The sequence below is a fragment of the Paraburkholderia phytofirmans PsJN genome, from assembly GCF_000020125.1.
Classification (GTDB): domain Bacteria; phylum Pseudomonadota; class Gammaproteobacteria; order Burkholderiales; family Burkholderiaceae; genus Paraburkholderia; species Paraburkholderia phytofirmans.
The window spans coordinates 73813-91998 of sequence record NC_010679.1; the positions used below are offsets into that span (position 1 = coordinate 73813).

Consider the following 18186-nt stretch of genomic DNA (forward strand, 5'->3'; position numbering starts at 1 on the left):
TCGTATGGAAAAAGACGAGCTGACTTCCAGCGTCGTCATCCGGGCCGGGCAACGTCCGGCCCTGATGCTCTACGTACCCCTGTCGCTTTTCATCATGGAGGCAATGGTCGGTCTCGTGCTGTTTCGCCTGATTGGTTATTGGGTTGCCATGCTGATTCCAATTCACTTCTATTTCGTGACGCGGACAGCCGAGGACTACCACTGGATGACCACGGTGAAAGCCGACATCTACCACTACTTCTTCTTCGTCAAGAACAAGGGGCTTCACGGCAAAGGGGTTATCACCTTCACGGCATCGCCGCCCAATGCACGTCAGAGGAACTATGACGGTCTACGATGAACTGATTGCGAAAGAGGAACCTGCTACCAAGTACATTCCGTACAGTAAGCAGATCACTCCCACGACTTGCACGACAGTCGAGCGGGACTTGACTCGTACCATCCGTTGCGATGGCGTTCCGTTCGAGACCATGAGCGATGAAGAACTCAACGGGTTCACTCGCTCGTGGTTCGCTGCGATCAACACGCTTGGGGCGAATAACAACCGCGTTGCGCTCTGGTCGCATGTGGTCCGTAGCAAATTGCGCTACGACCTTTCCGGCATCAAGTACGACAACTACTTTTCCCAACTGTTCGGCGATCAGATTGCCGAACGTGTCGGAAAGAAGACGTTTTTCCAGAACGAGCTGTTTCTGTCTCCCGTCTATAGGCCCGCGCCTGGACGCGCGGAGCGCATTGGTGCTGCGCTTGACAAGCAGGGCGGGAGCGACGTGCTTGCTGCGGCCCGAGACGAAATCGACCGCATTACCAACCAGCTCGTCCGCAGCCTGCGGCGCTACAACCCGTCCGTTCTCGGCGTTGAGGAATTCGACGGCGAGAAGCCCGCTATTTCGCATCTTCAGGCGTTCTACGGCCGCCTGCTCAATGCGGACGTTGGCCCTGTCCCGCTCGACAGCTATTCCGTTCGTTTTGCCATTCAGCGCAACGAACTGCATTTTGGCCGGGAAATTATCGAAATCGAGGGGCCGGTTTCATCGCGCTATGCCGGCGTAGTTGGTCTGAAGGCACCCTACGGCGCGGAGAATGCCAAGGTCAATATCTTTCACGGCCTGCTGCGTTTGCCGTATGAATTTGTCTTGAGCCAGTCGCTGACCTTTCTGCCGCTCAACAAGGCCGACAAGTTCCTTCAAACACAGATTTCTCAGTTTTCGAGTACCGACGCTAACTCGCTTCAGTTGAAAGAGCTTAAGGACGCGCGGGAGCGCCTGCAAGCCGGTAAGTTCGGCATGTGTGAGCACGAATTCATCCTCACCATCTACGGCGACTCCATCGAAGAAGTCAACGAAGGCATCAACGAAGTTATCGCCGTGTTCGAGGAAAAGAATCTCACGCTGATCCGCAAGAAGCGCGGCAAGCTCATCACGCAATACTTTGGCATGTTGCCGGGCAACTTTCTGACGGGCCGGCTGGATGCAATGCCCGTTAGCACCGACAATTTCGCGGCCTTTTTCCCGTTGCACAACTTTTTCACCGGCAACGCTGAAGGCAGCCAGTGGGGGAGTCCGATTGCCCTCATGGAGAGCACGAGTAACGGCCCGATCTTCATGAACTACCACGTCTCCCGTCGCCGGCTGCGGAATCAGGAAGTCAGGCTGGAATACACCCCCGAAGAAAACGAGGAAGACGAAGAGGACGAGCAGGCAGAGCAAGAGGGCATCATCACGCCCAAGCGCAAAGCGCACAAGAAAGAGTTGGGCAACTATCAGGTGATTGGTCCCAGCGGTTCAGGCAAGACGTTGACCAAGCTGATGCTTCGCACGCTCATGCGCAAGGTTCGTCCCGGAAAAGGCATGAAGCCTTTCAAGACGTTTGCATGGGATAAGGACTATGGCGAAGAAATTCTCGTCAATGCGCTCGGGGGCGTCTACTTCCGTTTGGAAGACGGAAAGCCCACCGGCCTCAATCCCTATGCGCTACAAAACAATGAGGTGAATTGCCAGTTCATCCATGAACTTTTCATGTGGTGCGCTTGCAAAGACCCCGCGTATCTGCGGACTGGCGACGACGACAAGATCCTCTCCGATGTCATTCAGGACGTATATAAGCTCCCTGAGCATCTGCGTCGCCCTGCGCGGATGATGGACACCTTGCCCGGCAGCAGCAGTGCCGTACAAGGGCCGGGTGGTGCGCGCATCGTCAGTCTCAAGGCTGCGCTTGTGCGCTGGGTTGAAGGCGGCCAATACTCGTGGGTGCTCGACAATTCGCGAGACCTCTTCGACCTTACGCGCGCTAACGACTTCGGTTTCGACATGACGAAGTTTCTGAACAACGACTTCGCGCGCACGCCGATCCAGTTGCTTATCAACCATAAGATCGACCTGTCGGTTGACGGAAATCCGTTCGTGCTCGATATCGCGGAAGCATGGAAAGCGCTCAAAGACCCATTCATGCAGGAGTTCATCGGCGACAAGGCCAAGACCGTCCGTAAGTTGCAGGGGATCATCGGTCTCGATACCCAAGACCCGACTGACCTCAGTACGTCGCCGATCCGTGGCACGCTGCTTCAGCAATTCCCCACGCAGATCATTCTTCCGAACGACCGCGCCAAGCGCGAGGATTACGTCGAAGGGCTCGGCCTGACTGATCGGGAATATTCGCTCGTGCGTGAAGGCATGCTGGACGAGCCCGGCAAGTTCCTCTTCAAGCAGGGTAACGACTCGGTAGTTGTTCGCAACGACCTTGGCGGCATGGACGACATGATCGCCGTTCTTTCGGCCAGTATCGACAACGTTCCGCTGGTTCGTGAGCTTATCGAAGCCCACGGGAACAAGCCTGAAATCTGGCTTCCGCAATTCTTCCGTCAGAGGGTTTAACCATGATGATCCGAAAACTGGTTGTTTCCACTTTTGCCGCGTTCTCTTTTTCGCTCGCCAACGCCCAGGGCGTGCCGGTTTACGACAACGCCGCGAACATCGCCCTGCTTCAGCAGGTTGTTTCGGCTGGGCAGCAGTTGGCTCAGTTGCAGCAGCAGTATCAGCAGCTTCAGCAGACGTTCAATGCGCTCAACGGCTTGCGGAACATTTCGAGCCTGTTGAGCAATCCCCTTTTGTCTCAGATGCTTCCGCCGGACCTTGCGTCGACAATCAATTCGCTGCGCAGCGGCAACGTGACCGGTTCCCTCGCGGGCATCAGCGGAAACCTACAGCAGCTCGCGCATCAGAATGCAAAGATCGACTGCCAGAACCAGTGGGGGCCGAATAGCCCGTCGTACTACTCGTGCGTCAACAAGTGGCAGCAGGCATCGTTCTCGTCTTACGTCGGCCAGCAGGGCTATGACCAGTCGGCGCAAAACATCGCGAACCTGCAACAGTTCCTCTCCGCAATTCAGACCTCGCCCGACCCGAAATCGTTGCAGGACTTGCAGGCGCGCATTTCGCTCGAACAGGTCAAACAGCAGAACGAGGCCATCAAGCTCAAGGGCATCGAAATGATGCAGCAGGCACAGGAAAAGATGGATCACCAGAACGCCGTGCAGTCGACGCAGCAGATGATGTTGACCGGGCAGGGGATTCGCTTCTGATCGCGTCATTGGCGCAAAACTGGTTTTCGCGGCGGGGCTGAACCGCGACACCGAAGCAAACGAAAAAAGGAATAGTCATGGACTCGACGGGCACCTTCACCGACCTCTTTGCAAACGTCAACGCCGCGTTGCAGGCGACGTTCACGTCAGCATCGACCGGTATGTCCAATTACGTCATCCCGCTCGGATGGGCGATGTTTGGCGTTTCAATTCTCGTCTGGTCGTTCATGGTGATGACGGGGCGTGTCGCGTCACCGGCCAACGAGTGGATGATGAAGGGCGCGGCAATTCTGCTGATTCTGTCGGCAGCCGGGGCGAACTATTCGACGTGGGTTTCGGGGCCGCTTTTCCAGCTCCCCAACGACCTTGCAAACGCGATTGGTAGTAGCGGCACGCCTGCCCAGGTGCTCGATATGCTGGAAACGCAGCTTAACCAGATGCTCGACGGCATCGCGTCCGCTGTCGTTAGCAGTTTCTCCAATCTGAATTTCGGCGGCGGCATCATCCTTTTCGCTGCGCTGGTGATCGTCAGCATCGCATGCGCGTTGCTTCTTATCGGCGCGGCGTTCAACGTGCTCTATGCGCAAATCGGACTCTCGCTCGTTCTGTCTGTCGGCCCGTTTTTCATTATCTGGATGATCTGGAAGCAGACCCAGCATTGGGCTTGGAGCTGGCTCAACACGGCGCTCTACTACGTGTTTCTCACGGTCCTGTCTGCAATGTTCATCCTGCTTTTCATCCAGATATGCACTCATTACATGAGCAGCCTGGAAAGCGCCGTCACAGCTCTTGGTCCGACCGTTCCGTCCGATTCTTCGTTTGCCTCCAAGCTCGCTTCACTGCTTGAGAAGCAAGTCAATCCGCAGGCACAGATCGCGGTGGCAACGTCGTATCTCAATATTTTCTCGATTTCTTTGCAGCTCGCATTTATCTGCCTGCCGATGTTCTTCATCGAAATCCAGTTGCCTACCATCGCCGCGAGCATGACGGGCGGACAGGGGGGCAGCGTCGGGTCCGGCTTCTACATGGTTATGCAGGCCGCCCGGACGGCCGCTGCGTTCAAGGGCGGCAAGTAATTGCACAGCAGTTGTAGTTTATAAAAAACGGAGCAGAGATATGAAATTCGTCGTAAGCGTTCTTCTCGTGTGCTGCATGGCTGCGGCACTGTCGGCATGCGGCACGACCGAGCCGCCGCCGCCTGAATGCAAGGGCACCCCTCGCGCAGTCAATCACCTTCCCGTGTCGGCCGCAGCACTTTCCTGCGAGGGCACCACGGCATGAAAACGTTGAAGAGCGCCAAGACCCTGACCGCCGAGGCGGCAGATTGGGATTCGCATAACGCCGAAAAAGCTGAAAAGCGGCTGAAGCTATTGAAGCTGTGGGCCATCAGTGCGACCGTCGTTGCGGTGGCGACAACAATCTCTGTCGCCCCGCTGATGCACTTCCAGCATCTGCAAGTGGCCGTCATGGTCTTCGACAAACTGACCCGCACGTACTACATGCAGAACGATGCAGTCCTCCATGACGACGATCCCGATTGGCAAATCCGTGCCGAGTCGGACCTTGCCCGCTATGTCAAGGCGCACGAGGGGTTCACGCGCGGCGAAGCGGATCAGAATTACAAGACGGTATGGCTCATGGACTCGCAGGATTTGCGCGCGTCGTGGGATCAATACTATCGTCCTGACCTTAATCCGAAGGGGTCTCCACTCTCCTTTATGCGGGCGTCCGACGCGTGGACGCTGAAGGACTATTCCTTCTCGTTCATCCCGAGCAGCGAGCCGGACATTCATGTTGCGCAGGTGCGATACACCTACGTCAAGAAAGTCGGCATGACACCGCCGACGCAACAGCGAATGGTATCGACGGTCTCCTTCAAGTACACGAAGGAAAACCTGCCCAACAACGTCGATGACCGCATGCTGAATCCGGTCGGTTTCATGGCAACGAACTACCATCGCGACGACGATGGTCCGATTCAACCGTATTCGGAAAGCGGCGCAGCGCCGACTTCCGCCTACCCGCCCGTGCAGACCGGAACGATGCCGGTACAGGGTGCGGGGTCGTATGCGCAAGCCCAACCGCAGTCGGGTCAGGGCTATCAGGCTACGGTGATGAACCGCCTGCGGCAGATTATGCCTGGCGGGAATCCGGCCAATGGGGGAGGCGCACGATGATGCGACGTTCCCTACGGTTCATCGCGCTCGCGGTGTGGGCCGTGTGCTCGGGCGCGCATGCACTCACCATTCCGGATTCTTCGCCGGAAGACGCTCATTTGCAGCATGCCCCCCTAACTGATGACATCGTAGCCATCCAGTCGGAAGTAGGCCGCATGACCGTCATCCGCTTCGGCAAGGGCGAAGTCGTGCAGAACTACGGGATGGGCGATGCCGATGCGTGGGCCGTTGTGTTTTCGGGTAACGAACTCGACTTCGTGCCGAAGGCGCAAGAGGCAGACACGAATCTGCGCGTCATCACGAACCGGCGCAGTTACTGGTTTTCTGTTGCGCTGAAAACCAACAGCTTCGTTACGCCCAGCCGCGATGATGATGCACAGCCGACGAGTCGCTACAAGAAGACGGCCGGGCGACCGAAGACCTACCTGCCTACGACGTGGCAGCTCAATATCGACTATCCGCCGGCAGAAGTCGCGAAGATCGCCGCCGAAGACCCTGCGGTGAAAGCGGCCAAGACGAAGCACGAAATCGTTTCGGCATTTGACCAGGCCAAGATGGAAGGCCGTCTTGACGCCGACTACGGTTACATCGGAGACGATGAATTGCTACCGACCGCCGCGTACAACAACGGCAAGCAGACTTTCATCGTGCTTCCTATCGGCACGGCGCTCCCAACCGTATATGAGAAAACACCAGATGGAACGGAGGTTCGAGTCGGAGCGCACATGGATCACGACATGATGGTGATTCACGACGTGGCACGCAAACTGGTTTTGCGCCGTGGCCGCCTTGTTGGCTGTCTGATCGACGGGCACTACAACCCAACCGGCCCCGACCTCAATACCGAAACTGTCTCGCCAGACGTGAAGCGCGTCCTGAACACGCCTGGAGGTGCACAACAATGAAGCTGCGCAAACAATCTCGCGGTGTCGCCAAGGACGACCGCCAAGGTCTGAATGAACGAGTGCGGCCGACGACAACCCCCGGCGAAAAACTGATTGCTTACGGCGCTGCTATTGGCGGCCTGCTCATCGTATTCGGTTCACTCGGCTACCGCTTCTGGTGGGTTCCGACGCACCAGGCCCCGGTCGCGACTACGGCCGCAACAACTCAGCAGGCGGCGAACGGCGGGCGTCCGGCGGGAATCTCTGCGCCTCAATTGAGTGTGCCCGACAACGTTTACGGGCAGACCGACGACGGCACCACGCCGAGCAACGGGCAACAGCCATATGGGGCAGGCTGGAACCCGAACGGCCCGAGCAACACGCCCGGTCTCATCACCGGCAACGGGCAGGGTAACGGCCAAGGTAACGCGCAAGACGCGGCAGCTCTCCAGCAGCAGCAACAGCAGCAGGCGTTGGCACAGCAACGTGCCCAGCAGGAACAACAGATCGAGGCGCGCAAGCTGTCCGGCAAGTTGGGTGATATGCCCAGCTCGCCCCCTGCTTCGGGGACTCCCGTCAGGGCCGCGCAGGGTGCTCCGGGCGCTCCGTCGCCCGTGGGTGTCGACGCCAACAAGGCGACCAAGGACTTCGCCGCTTCGCTGATTCCAACTGTCACACCGAAGACGCGAGCCGCGTATATCCCCAATCCGAGTCTCACCGTCAAGAAGGGAACGCCGATCCGTTGCACGCTCGATACTGCGATGAACTCGGATCAACCGTCGTTTCCGTCCTGCGTGGTTTCGCGGCCCGTGTACAGCATGGACGGTAACGTGATCCTGATCGACGCCGGCAGCACTGTAGATGGCGAAGTGACCAAAGGACCGGAGCGCGGAAAGAAGCGTCAAGCCGCGCTTTGGGGCCGACTCGTCATGCCCGATAACACAACCATCGAACTCGACTCGCCCGCTACCGACACTCTCGGCGCAGGCGGCATGACTGGTTCCATCAACAACCACTACTGCGAACGCTATTGCGGAGCATTCCTGTATTCGACCTTTGAAGACATCGAACAGGTTGGCGTATCACTTGCTGGCAAATCGAGCGGCAACGGCAACACGAATATCGTGCTTCCGCAAAACACCATGTCTACCGCCAACAGTGCGACGAACGAAATGCTCACGCAGGGCCGCGACATTCAGCCGACGTTCAGCAAAAATCAGGGGGACGAAATCACGATCACCGTTGGCCGCGATCTTGATTTTTCGACGGTCTATCACCTTGCACCCGTTACCGCGCGCAACACGGACAATCCATGAGCACCACACTTGACGAACAGGCGGACGCCGAGCAGATCGACGCAGAGGCTGAGAAGCCGCAACGGCCACTAACGATACGCGAACAGAAGTACCGGCAGGCCGAAGCCGAAGGCATGAACCCGGAGGCTCTGGAAGCTCTTGAGTTCCGCATGAAACTGCTTTATCCGTTCCTCGATGACGAAGACACGCAGGAAATCGTCGTCAACGAAGTGGGCGAGATATGGTCATGGAAGAAGGGCAAGTGGGTTGTCGACAAGGTTCCCGAACTGACCCTTGAGGTTCTTGACTCAATCGGTCGGAACCTTGCCAACTTTTCCCGCAAGACGTTTGATCGACACCACACGTCGTTGTCAGCCTTCATGCCAGTAACCGGCGAGCGGATCGAAATGACGCATCCGCCGACGTGCCCGGAGAATACCCGCTATCTCAACGTGCGGAAACATTCTGTCCACACGTTCCAGCATGAGTCACTGGTAAAGGCCGGCTACTACGAGAAGACTCGACACGAGTTTTCGAGCAGCGTGCCAAAGGAGCGTCGGGACGAGTTGTTCGAGCACCTGACCGACGAAGAGAAGGAGCTGTGGACGCTCATCACCACGGGCCGTTTTTCCGAGTTCATGGAAAAAGCGGTTGAGCATCACCAGAACATCGTGGCTTCGGGCGCGACCGGCAGCGGTAAGACTTCCTATCTTCGCTCGCTGTGCGAATTTATTGACCACGACGAACGAATTATCACGGCCGAAGACACTCCCGAAATGCCTTTGCCGAATCACCGGAACCGCAACAGCCTGTTCTACAAGAAGACTGACGACGGCGAAGGCGTTAATGCAAAGGACGTGCTTCACTCGGTGATGCGGAAGACGCCGAACCGCGTCCTGATGGCCGAGCTGCGAGGCGACGAGGCCATGTATTACCTGTCTGGTGTCCTCTCGTCAGGCCACCCAGGCGGCCTAACCACGACTCACGCTAACTCGCCGAAGGACGCTTTTTTCCGGCTCGCGCTACTCATCAAGCAGTCGGACGCGGGCCAAGGTCTCGAACTGCAAGATATTTTGATGTTGCTGCGACAAACTGTTAACGTAGTCGTGCAAGTCACGTTTAACCCGAAAGTGGGGCGTTACATTCCGGCGATTTACTACGACCCGATGTACCGCCTTTCGCTCCTTGACTAAACATGAAGGACACCGCAACTCTAGTAGCGTCTCTTCCGGTTGAGCAGGAAGAGCCGGATGTCGAATCGGCCTCTCACGACGAGTCCGGCAACTTCGACATTCGGGACACCATAGACCATCCGATGTTGCACTAATCGGAATCAACGGGAAACAAAATGGAAGCCCAATTTATTACGGTTTCACAGGGGGCCCGGCGCGTCGATGTGCCTGACGGAGAAGGCTACCTGAAGGCTATCGAAAGCGGCCCATCCAACGGTCTGCCGGAAGGCCGCTATAACCTTGCTGAAGCCATCGAAGCGGCACGGGACATCGGTCACGAATACCACGGCCACGTTTTGCATCAGGACGCGAAGCATCTGTTCCAGCTCGTCGGCAAAGAGGTCATCAAGCACGAACTGACCGAAATGGCCGCAGAGCAGATTCCCGAAATCGGGAAGGCGATTGCGGTCACGTACTCGGGAGCTGGCCCACACTTCGATCCACTCAGCATTGACGGCATCAATACGGCCGCCGAGCAGCCGCCGCACAAACAGGCAGAGGCAGAGCACGGTGCAGCCGCGATGAGCGATCCGAGGGATGAAGCGGAGCGTGAATACGACTACCTCATGAACGCCGCATTCGAGCGAACCCTTCACGACGAACTGCGGCCACGGAATGCGGAGCGTCGCGCCGAGTCGACAAACACTCGCCAAGCTGCGGCCGATAACGGTGCATCGCCGTCGCAGGCCCAGCAAGAACAGCAGCCGCAACAGCAGAGGCAACAGCAGGCGCAAGAGCAGCAACAACGGCAAGCCGAGCCGCAGGTAGCAGACACGACGCGAAACGAGGTGCGCGCTGATTTGATCGAGCTTTTCACTCACGATCCGCAGGGCATCGAGAAGTTTGTTGCTTCGGAAGCCGGCGACATGAAAGGCTTGCTGGCCGGCGCGAAGCTCCAAGAGATACAAGGCAAGATGGATCGCAACATCGAGTATGCGTTTGAGATGAAGTCCGTCCATCCCGACCTCTTCGGCAAGCTCGCCGATGACGCGCTGAAGACCAAAGTCGCTGCGCACGAGAAGTACGATGCACTCGCACAAAAACGGGACGCAGGGAAGGGCGGCAAGGAAACCGACGAGCAGGAGCGGGCGCAGGAACGCGAGCGCGGCAATCGCGCGGCAGTCGGTTCCGTTCGTACCTCTGTCGAGGCTCGCGTTCACGAGACCCGTGAGGTTCTTGCGCGGTCGGCAGGTCTCGCTCCGATGGTCGCAGTCAACGCCATGAAGAACAACAATAACGCGCAGAAGGCGAAGGGGCCGGACGATCAAGCGAAGACCAAGCGCGGCATGTCGATGTAGACAAAACAAGTTACGAGCAGTTGGTAAAGGCGCACGTCGGGAAACTGGCGTGCGCCTTCTTGTTTCAGGCTCACCCCGCATTGTCGTTGGCACGTCGTATTCTTCGTGTCTATCAACTAAATATAGACACATAGAATTACCTGTATTAATATCAACGTACAACATCACAACGGGAGCAGAGAATTGAAACACCATAACGACATGACCATTCATGCCGCATCGCAGGGTGCCACTGCGCACGCGCACATGCTCGCCACACCTCAACGTGCGCACGCACTGTCTGTCGGAACACTGATCGACGTGTCCGCTACGGCGCGACGAGCGATGTTTCGCGTGCCGGTTGCGCTTACTTCGGGAGCGTGGCTCGCGTGTGTCGATCAAGGGTCGGCCGACCTTCCAGCCGAGGAACGTTTGTGGTCCGTTCTCTTTGCTGCCTTCGGTGCGATTCGCAGGAAGAGCCGGCCGACCGACCGCGCAGGATTTGCGGTCGACGTGCGCCGCGACGGTCGTGACATCCCTATCCTACTGACGGCAATCGTGTCTTCGGGAGACGACGGGGAGCCGGTCATCACGATCCACCTGACGGCCGAGCTGTAACGTGCGCGCCCACATGCCCCGTTTTCTGTTCGCGTTCGCCATCGTTGCGGCCGGCGTAGCGCAGGCGCACGTTCCCATCAAGGAAAGTGCGCATCGAGCCGTTTACCAATATGCGCCCGTGTATGTCGTTGCGTTTCCCGTCTATATCGCGCCTCTGGCCGCCTCGCCGTGCCCCTTACCCTACGGCTGCGATTCGGTCGACCAGCCCTATACGCAGCCCATATACGCCTATCAGGAGCCCGTCGCGCAGTCCGCGGTGCCGGTGCCCGTCTACGTCCCCTTGCGCCGGTACGCAGTCGTGTCGGCCTACCCGCGCTAACCAGTTTTGGGCACAGGAGTCCATTGCATGAAAAAGCTCGTCCGTTTCGTCGTCGCCACGTTCGCGTGTGCGACTTCCTTTGCCGGCCCGGTGCAGGCTCAGGCATTGATCGGTGGACATCCGCCGGGCGTTTCCGGTCGGTACGCCCAGCCGGTGCCGGCCGGCGATTCGCGGCCTGAAATCGGTTTTTCGCCAGAAGGCAGCGCCTATCCCCTTGTCATGAGAGTTATCGACAGTGCGCACCGCTCGCTGCACGTCATGGCCTACGAAATGAAGGACGCCGGCATTGTGCGAGCACTCTCCGAGAAAGCAGCTCGTGGCGTCGACGTGGTGGTGCAAGTCGACTATCGAGAAAATATCGGCGACGGCAGCTCCGACTTCACGCGCAAACGACTCTCATCCCTCGCAGCATCCGGTGCCCGCGTATGCGTCATTTCAGCGTTCCCGATATTCCACAGCAACCGTAAACCGGGAGGGTGTTACATGGCCTTACGCGGCCCCGTCCCGGAGTTCGCGAGCGTAGACGGCGCCGTCGCGAGGCGGCATCCGAAGGGCCGACATGAACATGAAGATGTTTGCCATGCCGTCCGCGGAGTTGAGGTTCATGACTTCACGACCGTAACGGTGTTACTTGTGAAATGCGTCGATATTGACGCATTTCACATACGTCACGGGAACAAGACCTGATGAGAATCTTCTATACCAGCGATGAGTTTGCCTACAAGGGGTACGCGTGTCCGGGAATTCCATTCCTCTGTGAGGACGACATGGAATTCGTCCTGGAGGTCAACGACTACCTTCTCTGGATTGCGTTAGAGAACGCCAGCACGGGCAGTCCAGCGACGTGGAAGAGTCACGCCGAATCGCTCTACGATTTCTTTTCGTGGCTTCGGGTGAATCAACTGGCGTGGGATTCGAGGCCGCAGAAGGGACGGCAGGGCGAAGAGATCACCACGCTCGCAATTTACCGGAACTGGTCGCTTGATCTATCTGATCCGCGGACAGGCAGGCAACAGATCCAGGCGAGTACTGTCCGCAAGCGCCTGACGCACATCATGGCGTTCTATAAATGGGCGGCACGTCGCGGGCGAATCGATTTCATTCCGTGGGAAACGAGAGGTTATGTATTTGCCCCGCAAGTTCATCCTGACATGTATCGCCACGCCCGCGCCGGGCGTGTCGTAGAGAGAGACAATGTTCGCCCCACAGTGCGAAAGAAGCTCATTCCGCTGCTTACGGTCAACCAGTGCCGTGCCCTGTTAAAAGCATGTACGACAGGAACACTTCAACTGATGACGAAGCTGATGTTGCAAACCGGTCTGCGAAATGCGGAATGCAGGACATTTCCAAAGAAGTATGTTTTTGATCCGTCGCCAGCCGCACGGAACCGGCGAATTCCGATAAATCTTGATCCTGCGGACATGGAACTCAAGAACGGCAACGCTCGCCGTGTTTATGTCTCATGGCACCTTATGAAGGACCTGTTCGACTACCTTAATTTCGGCGAGGGGGCATCTCGTTCAAGAGCATTTTTCAACATCACCGGGCAGTTCTCGCCCGTTCTGTTTCTCAATCAGGGTGGTACCCGGTGGAGTGAGAAGGGGCTGAACAACGCGTACCGGAAGCTATGGGCGCCGCCGACATTGTCGTCGCCCGTGCTTGATTTCAGGGTGACGCCTCACATGCTGAGGCATACGTTTGCGACATGCGAACTGTTCGCCGAAAGCCAGCGCGTAAATCTCGGCCACGCACTGGCGTGGGTACGTGATCGTCTTGGCCATAGCTCGATCAGTACCACGACCCGCTATGTCCACTGTCTTGATCTGTTCGGGGAGACTGACCTGAACGAGTACCAGATTGAAATCGACGGTCTCCTTATTGGAGGTGAAGCATGAGACCTCGTAAGAATTACCAGATGGCGACGGCGACGCCAGAGGTGGTAATTGATATACATAGGGATGCACCCGTTCTTCCTGTGCAACTGGGGGCGCGGAACCTTGACTTTGAGCGTTGGCGATTGGTGGGCGGCAGGTTGACAGGAAAGGACGCCAGCGAGGTATCAGCTGTTGATGCAGGGCGACTGGAAATTGTCTGTGCGATGCGCGACGCGCTATCTCGTCTTGCGAAGACATTGTCACCCAACAGCATTCTGACAATACATCGTGGTGCAGTGCCACAGTGGTTCGCATTTCTCGACGAATTGGCTTTACAAGGACAGCCAATTGTGAAGATGAGCGACATCACGAAGGAACTGCTCGAAGCCTATGTGTCATGGCTACTGCGTAAGCCAGCAGAAACAGAGACGGGTGTCCTGTCGTACGCGGCTGCCCGTGCGATCTATTCGCAAACGAAGTCTGTCTTGTTGGAGTGCGTCTGTACCGGCATTCTGAGCCGTGATTGCCTTCCGGTAAATCCATTTCCGGGCAGCAATCGATCCAGTAGGGGGCATCAGTCATATTCCAAGGGCGAGATGAGTCGGCTTCTCGCTGCGCTTGCTGCAGATCTGGCAGCGATTCGTGCCGGAGCTTTTGATGAGGCCGAGAGCGACACGCTTTTGGTTTACCTCCTGTTGATCGCGGCACGAACTGGCCGTAACCCTGCCCCGCTTCTTGAATTGAGGCGTGATGCCCTTCAGCCGCATCCGCTGAAACCGGACAGTCATGCTCTGCTGACAACGTACAAACGTCGTGGAAACAACATTGCCGTACAGTCGTTCCGGCGCAGCAAAGAAATTGAAGACGTTGCAACTGTGCAGACAGATGTTGCTACCTTGTACCTTGAGATCCTCGCGTTGACGGAGCGTCATGTTCGAAACGTACCTTCGGCCGATCAGGCACGGCTGTGGTTATGTAGACGGCAGCCGAATGGCGGTTGGGGAGATAAGGTGGCTCCAATCGACGCGTCGATGTTGAAAGAGCTGATTGATCGCTTTATAGGGCGTCATAGCCTTTTGTCTGACGACGTGAATCCTCGAACCGGCGAACCGTTGCCACTGCGTGTGACGATCATGCGGCTCAGAAAGACATTCGCAACCCGGATATGGCGACTAACGGGAGGGGATCTGATCAGGGCTTCCACCGCCTTGGGAAATCAGCCCAGAATGACCGACTCGCATTATCTCGCGGTTACGCCGGAGATGGAACGCAACCACAAGTTCGTTGGGCTGTGCCTCGAAACACAACTTCGCGGTGCCAGTGAAGACCCTGAGGTCCTGTTGAAATTGGCGGACGAGATGCGGGTCCCAGTTGATGAAGTTCGGCGCGTCCTGTCCGGCAAACACAACACGGGCGTCGGGCGGTGCAGTTCGCCTTTCTATGGCAAATTTGCGCCCAAAACTGGAGAGCGGGTGTGCACATCATTCCTGCACTGCTTCCGGTGTCCCAATCAGGTGGTGATGGAAACCGACCTACATCGCCTGTTCAGCTTTTACTGGTTGCTCATCAAGGAGCGCAATCTTCTTGGGCGTAACCGTTGGCACAAGGTGTACGGCTGGGTGATACGCGAGATCGACAGGGTGATCTCCGGTCGCTTTCCTGCAGACATTGTCCTCGCGGCACGGACCAGCGCACAGCTGGACCCTCACCCGATGTGGCGCGAACGGTCGATCCTCGGAGGTGCGGGCAATGACTAACACAGCAAGACACCTGGTTGATATTCAATCAACCGCGGCTTCCGCTATTCCAGATCTTGTCATCTGTCAGCGCGGCGAGCTTGTGGTATCCCGCTTCGGGGATCCTTTGTGGGACCTGTCGCCGTACATCCACACGCGCAACACACGGGGCACGGCGATCCGCTTCGATGTCGAGTTTCACGACGGTTCGGTTCTGACGGACGATCGTCATGAATGCCTTCTGCATTCGGCAAGGTGGTTCCTGTATGAGCGCTGGCGCGTCAAGGGGCCACGTTCTGGCAGGAACATTTCCGCGAAGACCCTCTTTAACAACTGGAGTCAGCTGCGCCTGTTGCTCAAATGGATGGTCCGCAATGGCGTCCCCTCATTTGCCGAGATGTCACCGGAGCGCTGCATTTCGTATGCGAACGAGTCAAAAGAGGTGCTCAAAGACAGCTCTCGCAATATCAGCCTGCAGATCCTGACCACGTACTACGATCTTCGCGATCGCCTGATTGATCAATTGCCAGCATATCCGTGGGGAAATTCCTCTTCGTTTCTCCTTGTCAAGGGCAGGAAGCCGTCTCGCAGAAGGATTGTCGGTGACGCCATGACCGAGGTCGTTCCGGCGAGGTTGCTGCAAATCATCGTTCAGAGAGCACTTGAGTACGTCGAGAAGCACGCTGACACGTTGCTGGATGCACGGGATGAAATTATCCGGATTCGGGAGCTGGAGTACCGGAAGCTGGTTGAGGTGCATCGCACACGCTACCCGAATGGATTTGCGAGCATCTACAAGAGCGAGGATCAGTACCTGGCGATCCGCCTTGGACATCTTGCGGCACCACGATCGAGGGAAGTTGTTTGCCGACACGGATTCGATTCGCCGAACCATCTGAATGAGCAACTCCTTTACCTGCGTACAGCCTGTTACATCGTGTGTGCGGCATTCTCTGGCATGAGGGATTCCGAGCTGGCGTCGCTGGAAGTGGGCTGTTTCTCAAGTAGAGACGGGTTTGATGGAGAAATTTTCTGTTGGTTGACAGGCACGACTTACAAACTCGAACGGCACCCGCGACCAGCGGAATGGATGGTCCCGGGAGTGGTTGGTAAGGCAGTTGCGGTTGCTACGCGGTTGGGTGCGCCCTCTCGGAAAGCGGCCGACGCGATGATTGCCGATCTGGAAGTCGCGTTGGGTAGTCCGTCGTTGCTCGGTCCAGCTCATCGCGCGATGGTCAAGATGCTTCAGGAATGCAAGCGCCACCGAAACGCACTTCTGATCGTGGAAAAGGAAAAGGGAAAGAGCCGCTCATTTGGAGGAGCCACCGCAACGAACGCGTTACGTGCCTTTGCAAGTTTGGCGGGGGCAGTTGTGGCGCAGCAGGACATGGAGGGAGTTCGAGACCACGAGACGGTCGAGGTGGGAAAGCCATGGCCGCTTACGGCACACCAGTTCAGACGGACCTTTGCCGTATTTGTCGCCAGAAATCTCATGGGAGATGTGCGTTATCTCCGCGAGCATTTCAAGCACTGGTCCATCGACATGACGCTCTATTACTCGAGGCAGGAAGCCGGCGTCGAGTCGTCCGTTATTGATCAGATCATGTTCGAGCGGGACGAGCTGCAGGCGGCAATTCTGGAAAAATGGATCAGTTCCGAGCGACCGCTTTCGGGCGGTGGAGGGCAACGGATCGTTGCGTTTCGCGATCGGCAGGAAGTGAAGACCGTATCGAACATGCAGGACTTCTGCCGCAGACTCGGTGAGGACGTGTTCATACGCGGCACCGGTCATTCATGGTGTCTCGCAAGCGGTTCAGGCTGCGGCGGGCATGGTCTCTACGACGCGATGCGTTGTACGTCGTGCAGTGAAGGCGTTATTGACGACAGCCACATCCAGATTTGGCAGGGCATTCGCAATCAACAGATCGAAGTGTTGAACTGTTCGGACATCGGGATGGCGTCGCGTCAGCGCTGCATTGACCACCTTGAAGCCGCAGAGCGCGTCCTGATCGATCTGGGCGTGGCGATCGAACCGCATCTTGTAGCAGACCGTCACTCGTCCAGGGAATTGCTCTCGTGAAGAAAAGTGAAACAAGGCAGGCGTTAGAGATGGCGATCAAGCGAATCAGGCGTGGAGTTACGAAGGTCGTGCCGCCTGGTCAGCGAATGAGCATTGCCGCGGTAGCGAGGGAGGCCGGCGTCAGCAACGCCACGATCCACAATCGCCACCCGGATATTGCAGACATGGTGCGGCAACTCATTGGTGAAGTCGAGCCCGCGAAGATGGACATCGAACGCAATCGGCTCAAGGAGTGCCAGATGAAACTGGCGGAGCTGCGCAAAGAGCATGCGCAACTGAAGATCGATTTACAACGCTCCCAGTCAATCAATCTTCGCCTTCTCAAGGAAAACGAGCTGCTGCGGAAAAACTCGACCCACGAAGCGAACGTATTCGCGCTACGCAAATGAAAACATTGAACATCACTGCCAACGCTACCTTGCACGCGCGACATGCGAAACCGTCGGCTCAGCACGGCGCCGGGGGAATCGCCTGCTCCGCTACGCTACGCAGCCGATTCCCCCGGCGCAAGACCAAAGCCACCGTGGCAAGGGGCCTTCAACTAAGTAACACCGATCGGGTTACGGTTCACGACAAGGTGATGATCGCTGACGGCCGGGCCGTCGAGTTTGGGAGTTTCAACTACACTTATATTGGGTGAATGAATTTTGTGTCACGTTGTACTAAGCTTGGTGTCGAGTAGCCGGCTTTCTATGAAAGCCGAGTAGCCCCTGAAGAGGAAAAAATGTCGAAGGTCGGAGTGGGCGAATTGGCGGAATGGCGGGGTATGTCGGCGGAGGCGGCACTGATTGCGCTCGCGGATTATGCCAAGCGTGATCCAACTTTCGTCCCTCTTAAAGACAAGACCACCTCCCGATGGTACGCCGGCGCCGGTGGGCGAGATTTTGAGCTACTGGTCACCGGGCCGAAGTTCTTTGACACGAGGGCGAGCGTGGGTGGCGGTGGCGCGATTGACCTAGCGATGCATCTGCTCCGGATCGACTTTCGGAGTGCCGTTGAATATCTGCGGAGGTTGAAGGGGCAAGGGCGCCTGTAACGTTGTTTGCGAGATGCCCTGCTGTACGGTTGTCCATGGTTTCACGCTGGGACCGTCACTACTTATGTTGCTCGAGGC

17 protein-coding genes are annotated in these 18186 nt (G+C 57.2%); all 17 read left to right on the forward strand.

Translation table 11 applies throughout. From position 1 onward, the window contains the following. The first annotated feature begins 4 nt into the window (after positions 1-4). The 17 genes from BPHYT_RS36310 (at position 5) to BPHYT_RS36395 (ending at position 18108) form a co-directional block, all read left to right on the forward strand. Positions 5-340, forward strand: coding sequence for a VirB3 family type IV secretion system protein (locus BPHYT_RS36310; RefSeq protein ID WP_012431000.1), 336 nt, complete (start codon positions 5-7; stop codon positions 338-340). Next, positions 324-2873, forward strand: a complete 2550-nt coding sequence (locus tag BPHYT_RS36315) for a VirB4 family type IV secretion/conjugal transfer ATPase (protein WP_012431001.1) — start codon at positions 324-326, stop codon at positions 2871-2873. Before BPHYT_RS36310 ends, BPHYT_RS36315 begins: the two co-directional genes overlap by 17 nt. A gap of 2 nt (positions 2874-2875) precedes the next feature. Continuing rightward, positions 2876-3580: a type IV secretion system protein gene (locus BPHYT_RS36320; protein ID WP_012431002.1), complete on the forward strand. Its 705-nt coding sequence runs from the start codon at positions 2876-2878 to the stop codon at positions 3578-3580. 77 nt (positions 3581-3657) lie between these two features. Beyond that, positions 3658-4656 carry a type IV secretion system protein gene (locus tag BPHYT_RS36325; RefSeq protein WP_012431003.1) on the forward strand — a complete coding sequence of 333 codons (999 nt, stop codon included), beginning with the start codon at positions 3658-3660 and terminating at the stop codon, positions 4654-4656. Between the two features lie 201 nt (positions 4657-4857). Further along, positions 4858-5757 carry a type IV secretion system protein gene (locus BPHYT_RS36330; RefSeq protein ID WP_012431004.1) on the forward strand — a complete coding sequence of 300 codons (900 nt, stop codon included), beginning with the start codon at positions 4858-4860 and terminating at the stop codon, positions 5755-5757. Then, on the forward strand, positions 5754-6662 hold the full coding sequence (locus BPHYT_RS36335) for a TrbG/VirB9 family P-type conjugative transfer protein (protein WP_012431005.1): 909 nt from the start codon (positions 5754-5756) through the stop codon (positions 6660-6662). The genes BPHYT_RS36330 and BPHYT_RS36335 overlap by 4 nt, the downstream gene beginning before the upstream one ends. Next, the gene (locus BPHYT_RS36870; RefSeq protein WP_012431006.1) at positions 6659-7957 is read left to right on the forward strand and encodes a TrbI/VirB10 family protein; all 1299 of its coding nucleotides are present in this window, start codon (positions 6659-6661) and stop codon (positions 7955-7957) included. The genes BPHYT_RS36335 and BPHYT_RS36870 overlap by 4 nt, the downstream gene beginning before the upstream one ends. Next, complete coding sequence (virB11, locus tag BPHYT_RS36345; protein ID WP_012431007.1) at positions 7954-9129, forward strand: P-type DNA transfer ATPase VirB11; 1176 nt, start codon at positions 7954-7956, stop codon at positions 9127-9129. The genes BPHYT_RS36870 and virB11 overlap by 4 nt, the downstream gene beginning before the upstream one ends. A 155-nt stretch (positions 9130-9284) precedes the next feature. After that, positions 9285-10466 carry a KfrB domain-containing protein gene (locus tag BPHYT_RS36350; RefSeq protein WP_012431008.1) on the forward strand — a complete coding sequence of 394 codons (1182 nt, stop codon included), beginning with the start codon at positions 9285-9287 and terminating at the stop codon, positions 10464-10466. 183 nt (positions 10467-10649) lie between these two features. Continuing rightward, the gene (locus BPHYT_RS36355; RefSeq protein WP_148225232.1) at positions 10650-11063 is read left to right on the forward strand and encodes a DUF6573 family protein; all 414 of its coding nucleotides are present in this window, start codon (positions 10650-10652) and stop codon (positions 11061-11063) included. A gap of 13 nt (positions 11064-11076) precedes the next feature. Beyond that, entirely contained in the window at positions 11077-11382 is a 306-nt protein-coding gene (locus BPHYT_RS36360) for a hypothetical protein (RefSeq protein ID WP_012431010.1), read from the forward strand. A 27-nt stretch (positions 11383-11409) separates the two neighbouring features. Beyond that, positions 11410-12069, forward strand: coding sequence for a phospholipase D-like domain-containing protein (locus tag BPHYT_RS36875; RefSeq protein WP_012431011.1), 660 nt, complete (start codon positions 11410-11412; stop codon positions 12067-12069). Next, positions 12069-13277: a tyrosine-type recombinase/integrase gene (locus BPHYT_RS36370; protein WP_012431012.1), complete on the forward strand. Its 1209-nt coding sequence runs from the start codon at positions 12069-12071 to the stop codon at positions 13275-13277. Before BPHYT_RS36875 ends, BPHYT_RS36370 begins: the two co-directional genes overlap by 1 nt. Beyond that, complete coding sequence (locus BPHYT_RS36375; RefSeq protein ID WP_012431013.1) at positions 13274-15013, forward strand: hypothetical protein; 1740 nt, start codon at positions 13274-13276, stop codon at positions 15011-15013. Before BPHYT_RS36370 ends, BPHYT_RS36375 begins: the two co-directional genes overlap by 4 nt. Further along, positions 15006-17072 (forward strand): site-specific integrase, encoded by a 2067-nt coding sequence (locus BPHYT_RS36380; RefSeq protein WP_012431014.1) that lies wholly within the window; start codon positions 15006-15008, stop codon positions 17070-17072. The genes BPHYT_RS36375 and BPHYT_RS36380 overlap by 8 nt, the downstream gene beginning before the upstream one ends. Further along, entirely contained in the window at positions 17069-17461 is a 393-nt protein-coding gene (locus BPHYT_RS36385; RefSeq protein ID WP_012431015.1) for a TetR family transcriptional regulator, read from the forward strand. The genes BPHYT_RS36380 and BPHYT_RS36385 overlap by 4 nt, the downstream gene beginning before the upstream one ends. A 335-nt stretch (positions 17462-17796) precedes the next feature. After that, complete coding sequence (locus tag BPHYT_RS36395) at positions 17797-18108, forward strand: hypothetical protein (RefSeq protein WP_012431017.1); 312 nt, start codon at positions 17797-17799, stop codon at positions 18106-18108. Positions 18109-18186 lie beyond the last annotated feature (78 nt).

Bases quoted from the DNA above. Each gene is read 5' to 3' on its own strand.
- BPHYT_RS36330 (WP_012431004.1), top strand. From the start codon at position 4,858: ATGAAAACGTTGAAGAGCGCCAAGACCCTGACCGCCGAGGCGGCAGAT.
- BPHYT_RS36360 (WP_012431010.1), top strand. From the start codon at position 11,077: ATGCCCCGTTTTCTGTTCGCGTTCGCCATCGTTGCGGCCGGCGTAGCG.
- BPHYT_RS36335 (WP_012431005.1), top strand. From the start codon at position 5,754: ATGATGCGACGTTCCCTACGGTTCATCGCGCTCGCGGTGTGGGCCGTG.
- BPHYT_RS36325 (WP_012431003.1), top strand. From the start codon at position 3,658: ATGGACTCGACGGGCACCTTCACCGACCTCTTTGCAAACGTCAACGCC.
- BPHYT_RS36375 (WP_012431013.1), top strand. From the start codon at position 13,274: ATGAGACCTCGTAAGAATTACCAGATGGCGACGGCGACGCCAGAGGTG.
- BPHYT_RS36395 (WP_012431017.1), top strand. From the start codon at position 17,797: ATGTCGAAGGTCGGAGTGGGCGAATTGGCGGAATGGCGGGGTATGTCG.
- BPHYT_RS36315 (WP_012431001.1), top strand. From the start codon at position 324: ATGACGGTCTACGATGAACTGATTGCGAAAGAGGAACCTGCTACCAAG.
- BPHYT_RS36380 (WP_012431014.1), top strand. From the start codon at position 15,006: ATGACTAACACAGCAAGACACCTGGTTGATATTCAATCAACCGCGGCT.
- BPHYT_RS36350 (WP_012431008.1), top strand. From the start codon at position 9,285: ATGGAAGCCCAATTTATTACGGTTTCACAGGGGGCCCGGCGCGTCGAT.
- BPHYT_RS36370 (WP_012431012.1), top strand. From the start codon at position 12,069: ATGAGAATCTTCTATACCAGCGATGAGTTTGCCTACAAGGGGTACGCG.
- BPHYT_RS36310 (WP_012431000.1), top strand. From the start codon at position 5: ATGGAAAAAGACGAGCTGACTTCCAGCGTCGTCATCCGGGCCGGGCAA.
- BPHYT_RS36320 (WP_012431002.1), top strand. From the start codon at position 2,876: ATGATGATCCGAAAACTGGTTGTTTCCACTTTTGCCGCGTTCTCTTTT.
- BPHYT_RS36875 (WP_012431011.1), top strand. From the start codon at position 11,410: ATGAAAAAGCTCGTCCGTTTCGTCGTCGCCACGTTCGCGTGTGCGACT.
- virB11 (WP_012431007.1), top strand. From the start codon at position 7,954: ATGAGCACCACACTTGACGAACAGGCGGACGCCGAGCAGATCGACGCA.
- BPHYT_RS36870 (WP_012431006.1), top strand. From the start codon at position 6,659: ATGAAGCTGCGCAAACAATCTCGCGGTGTCGCCAAGGACGACCGCCAA.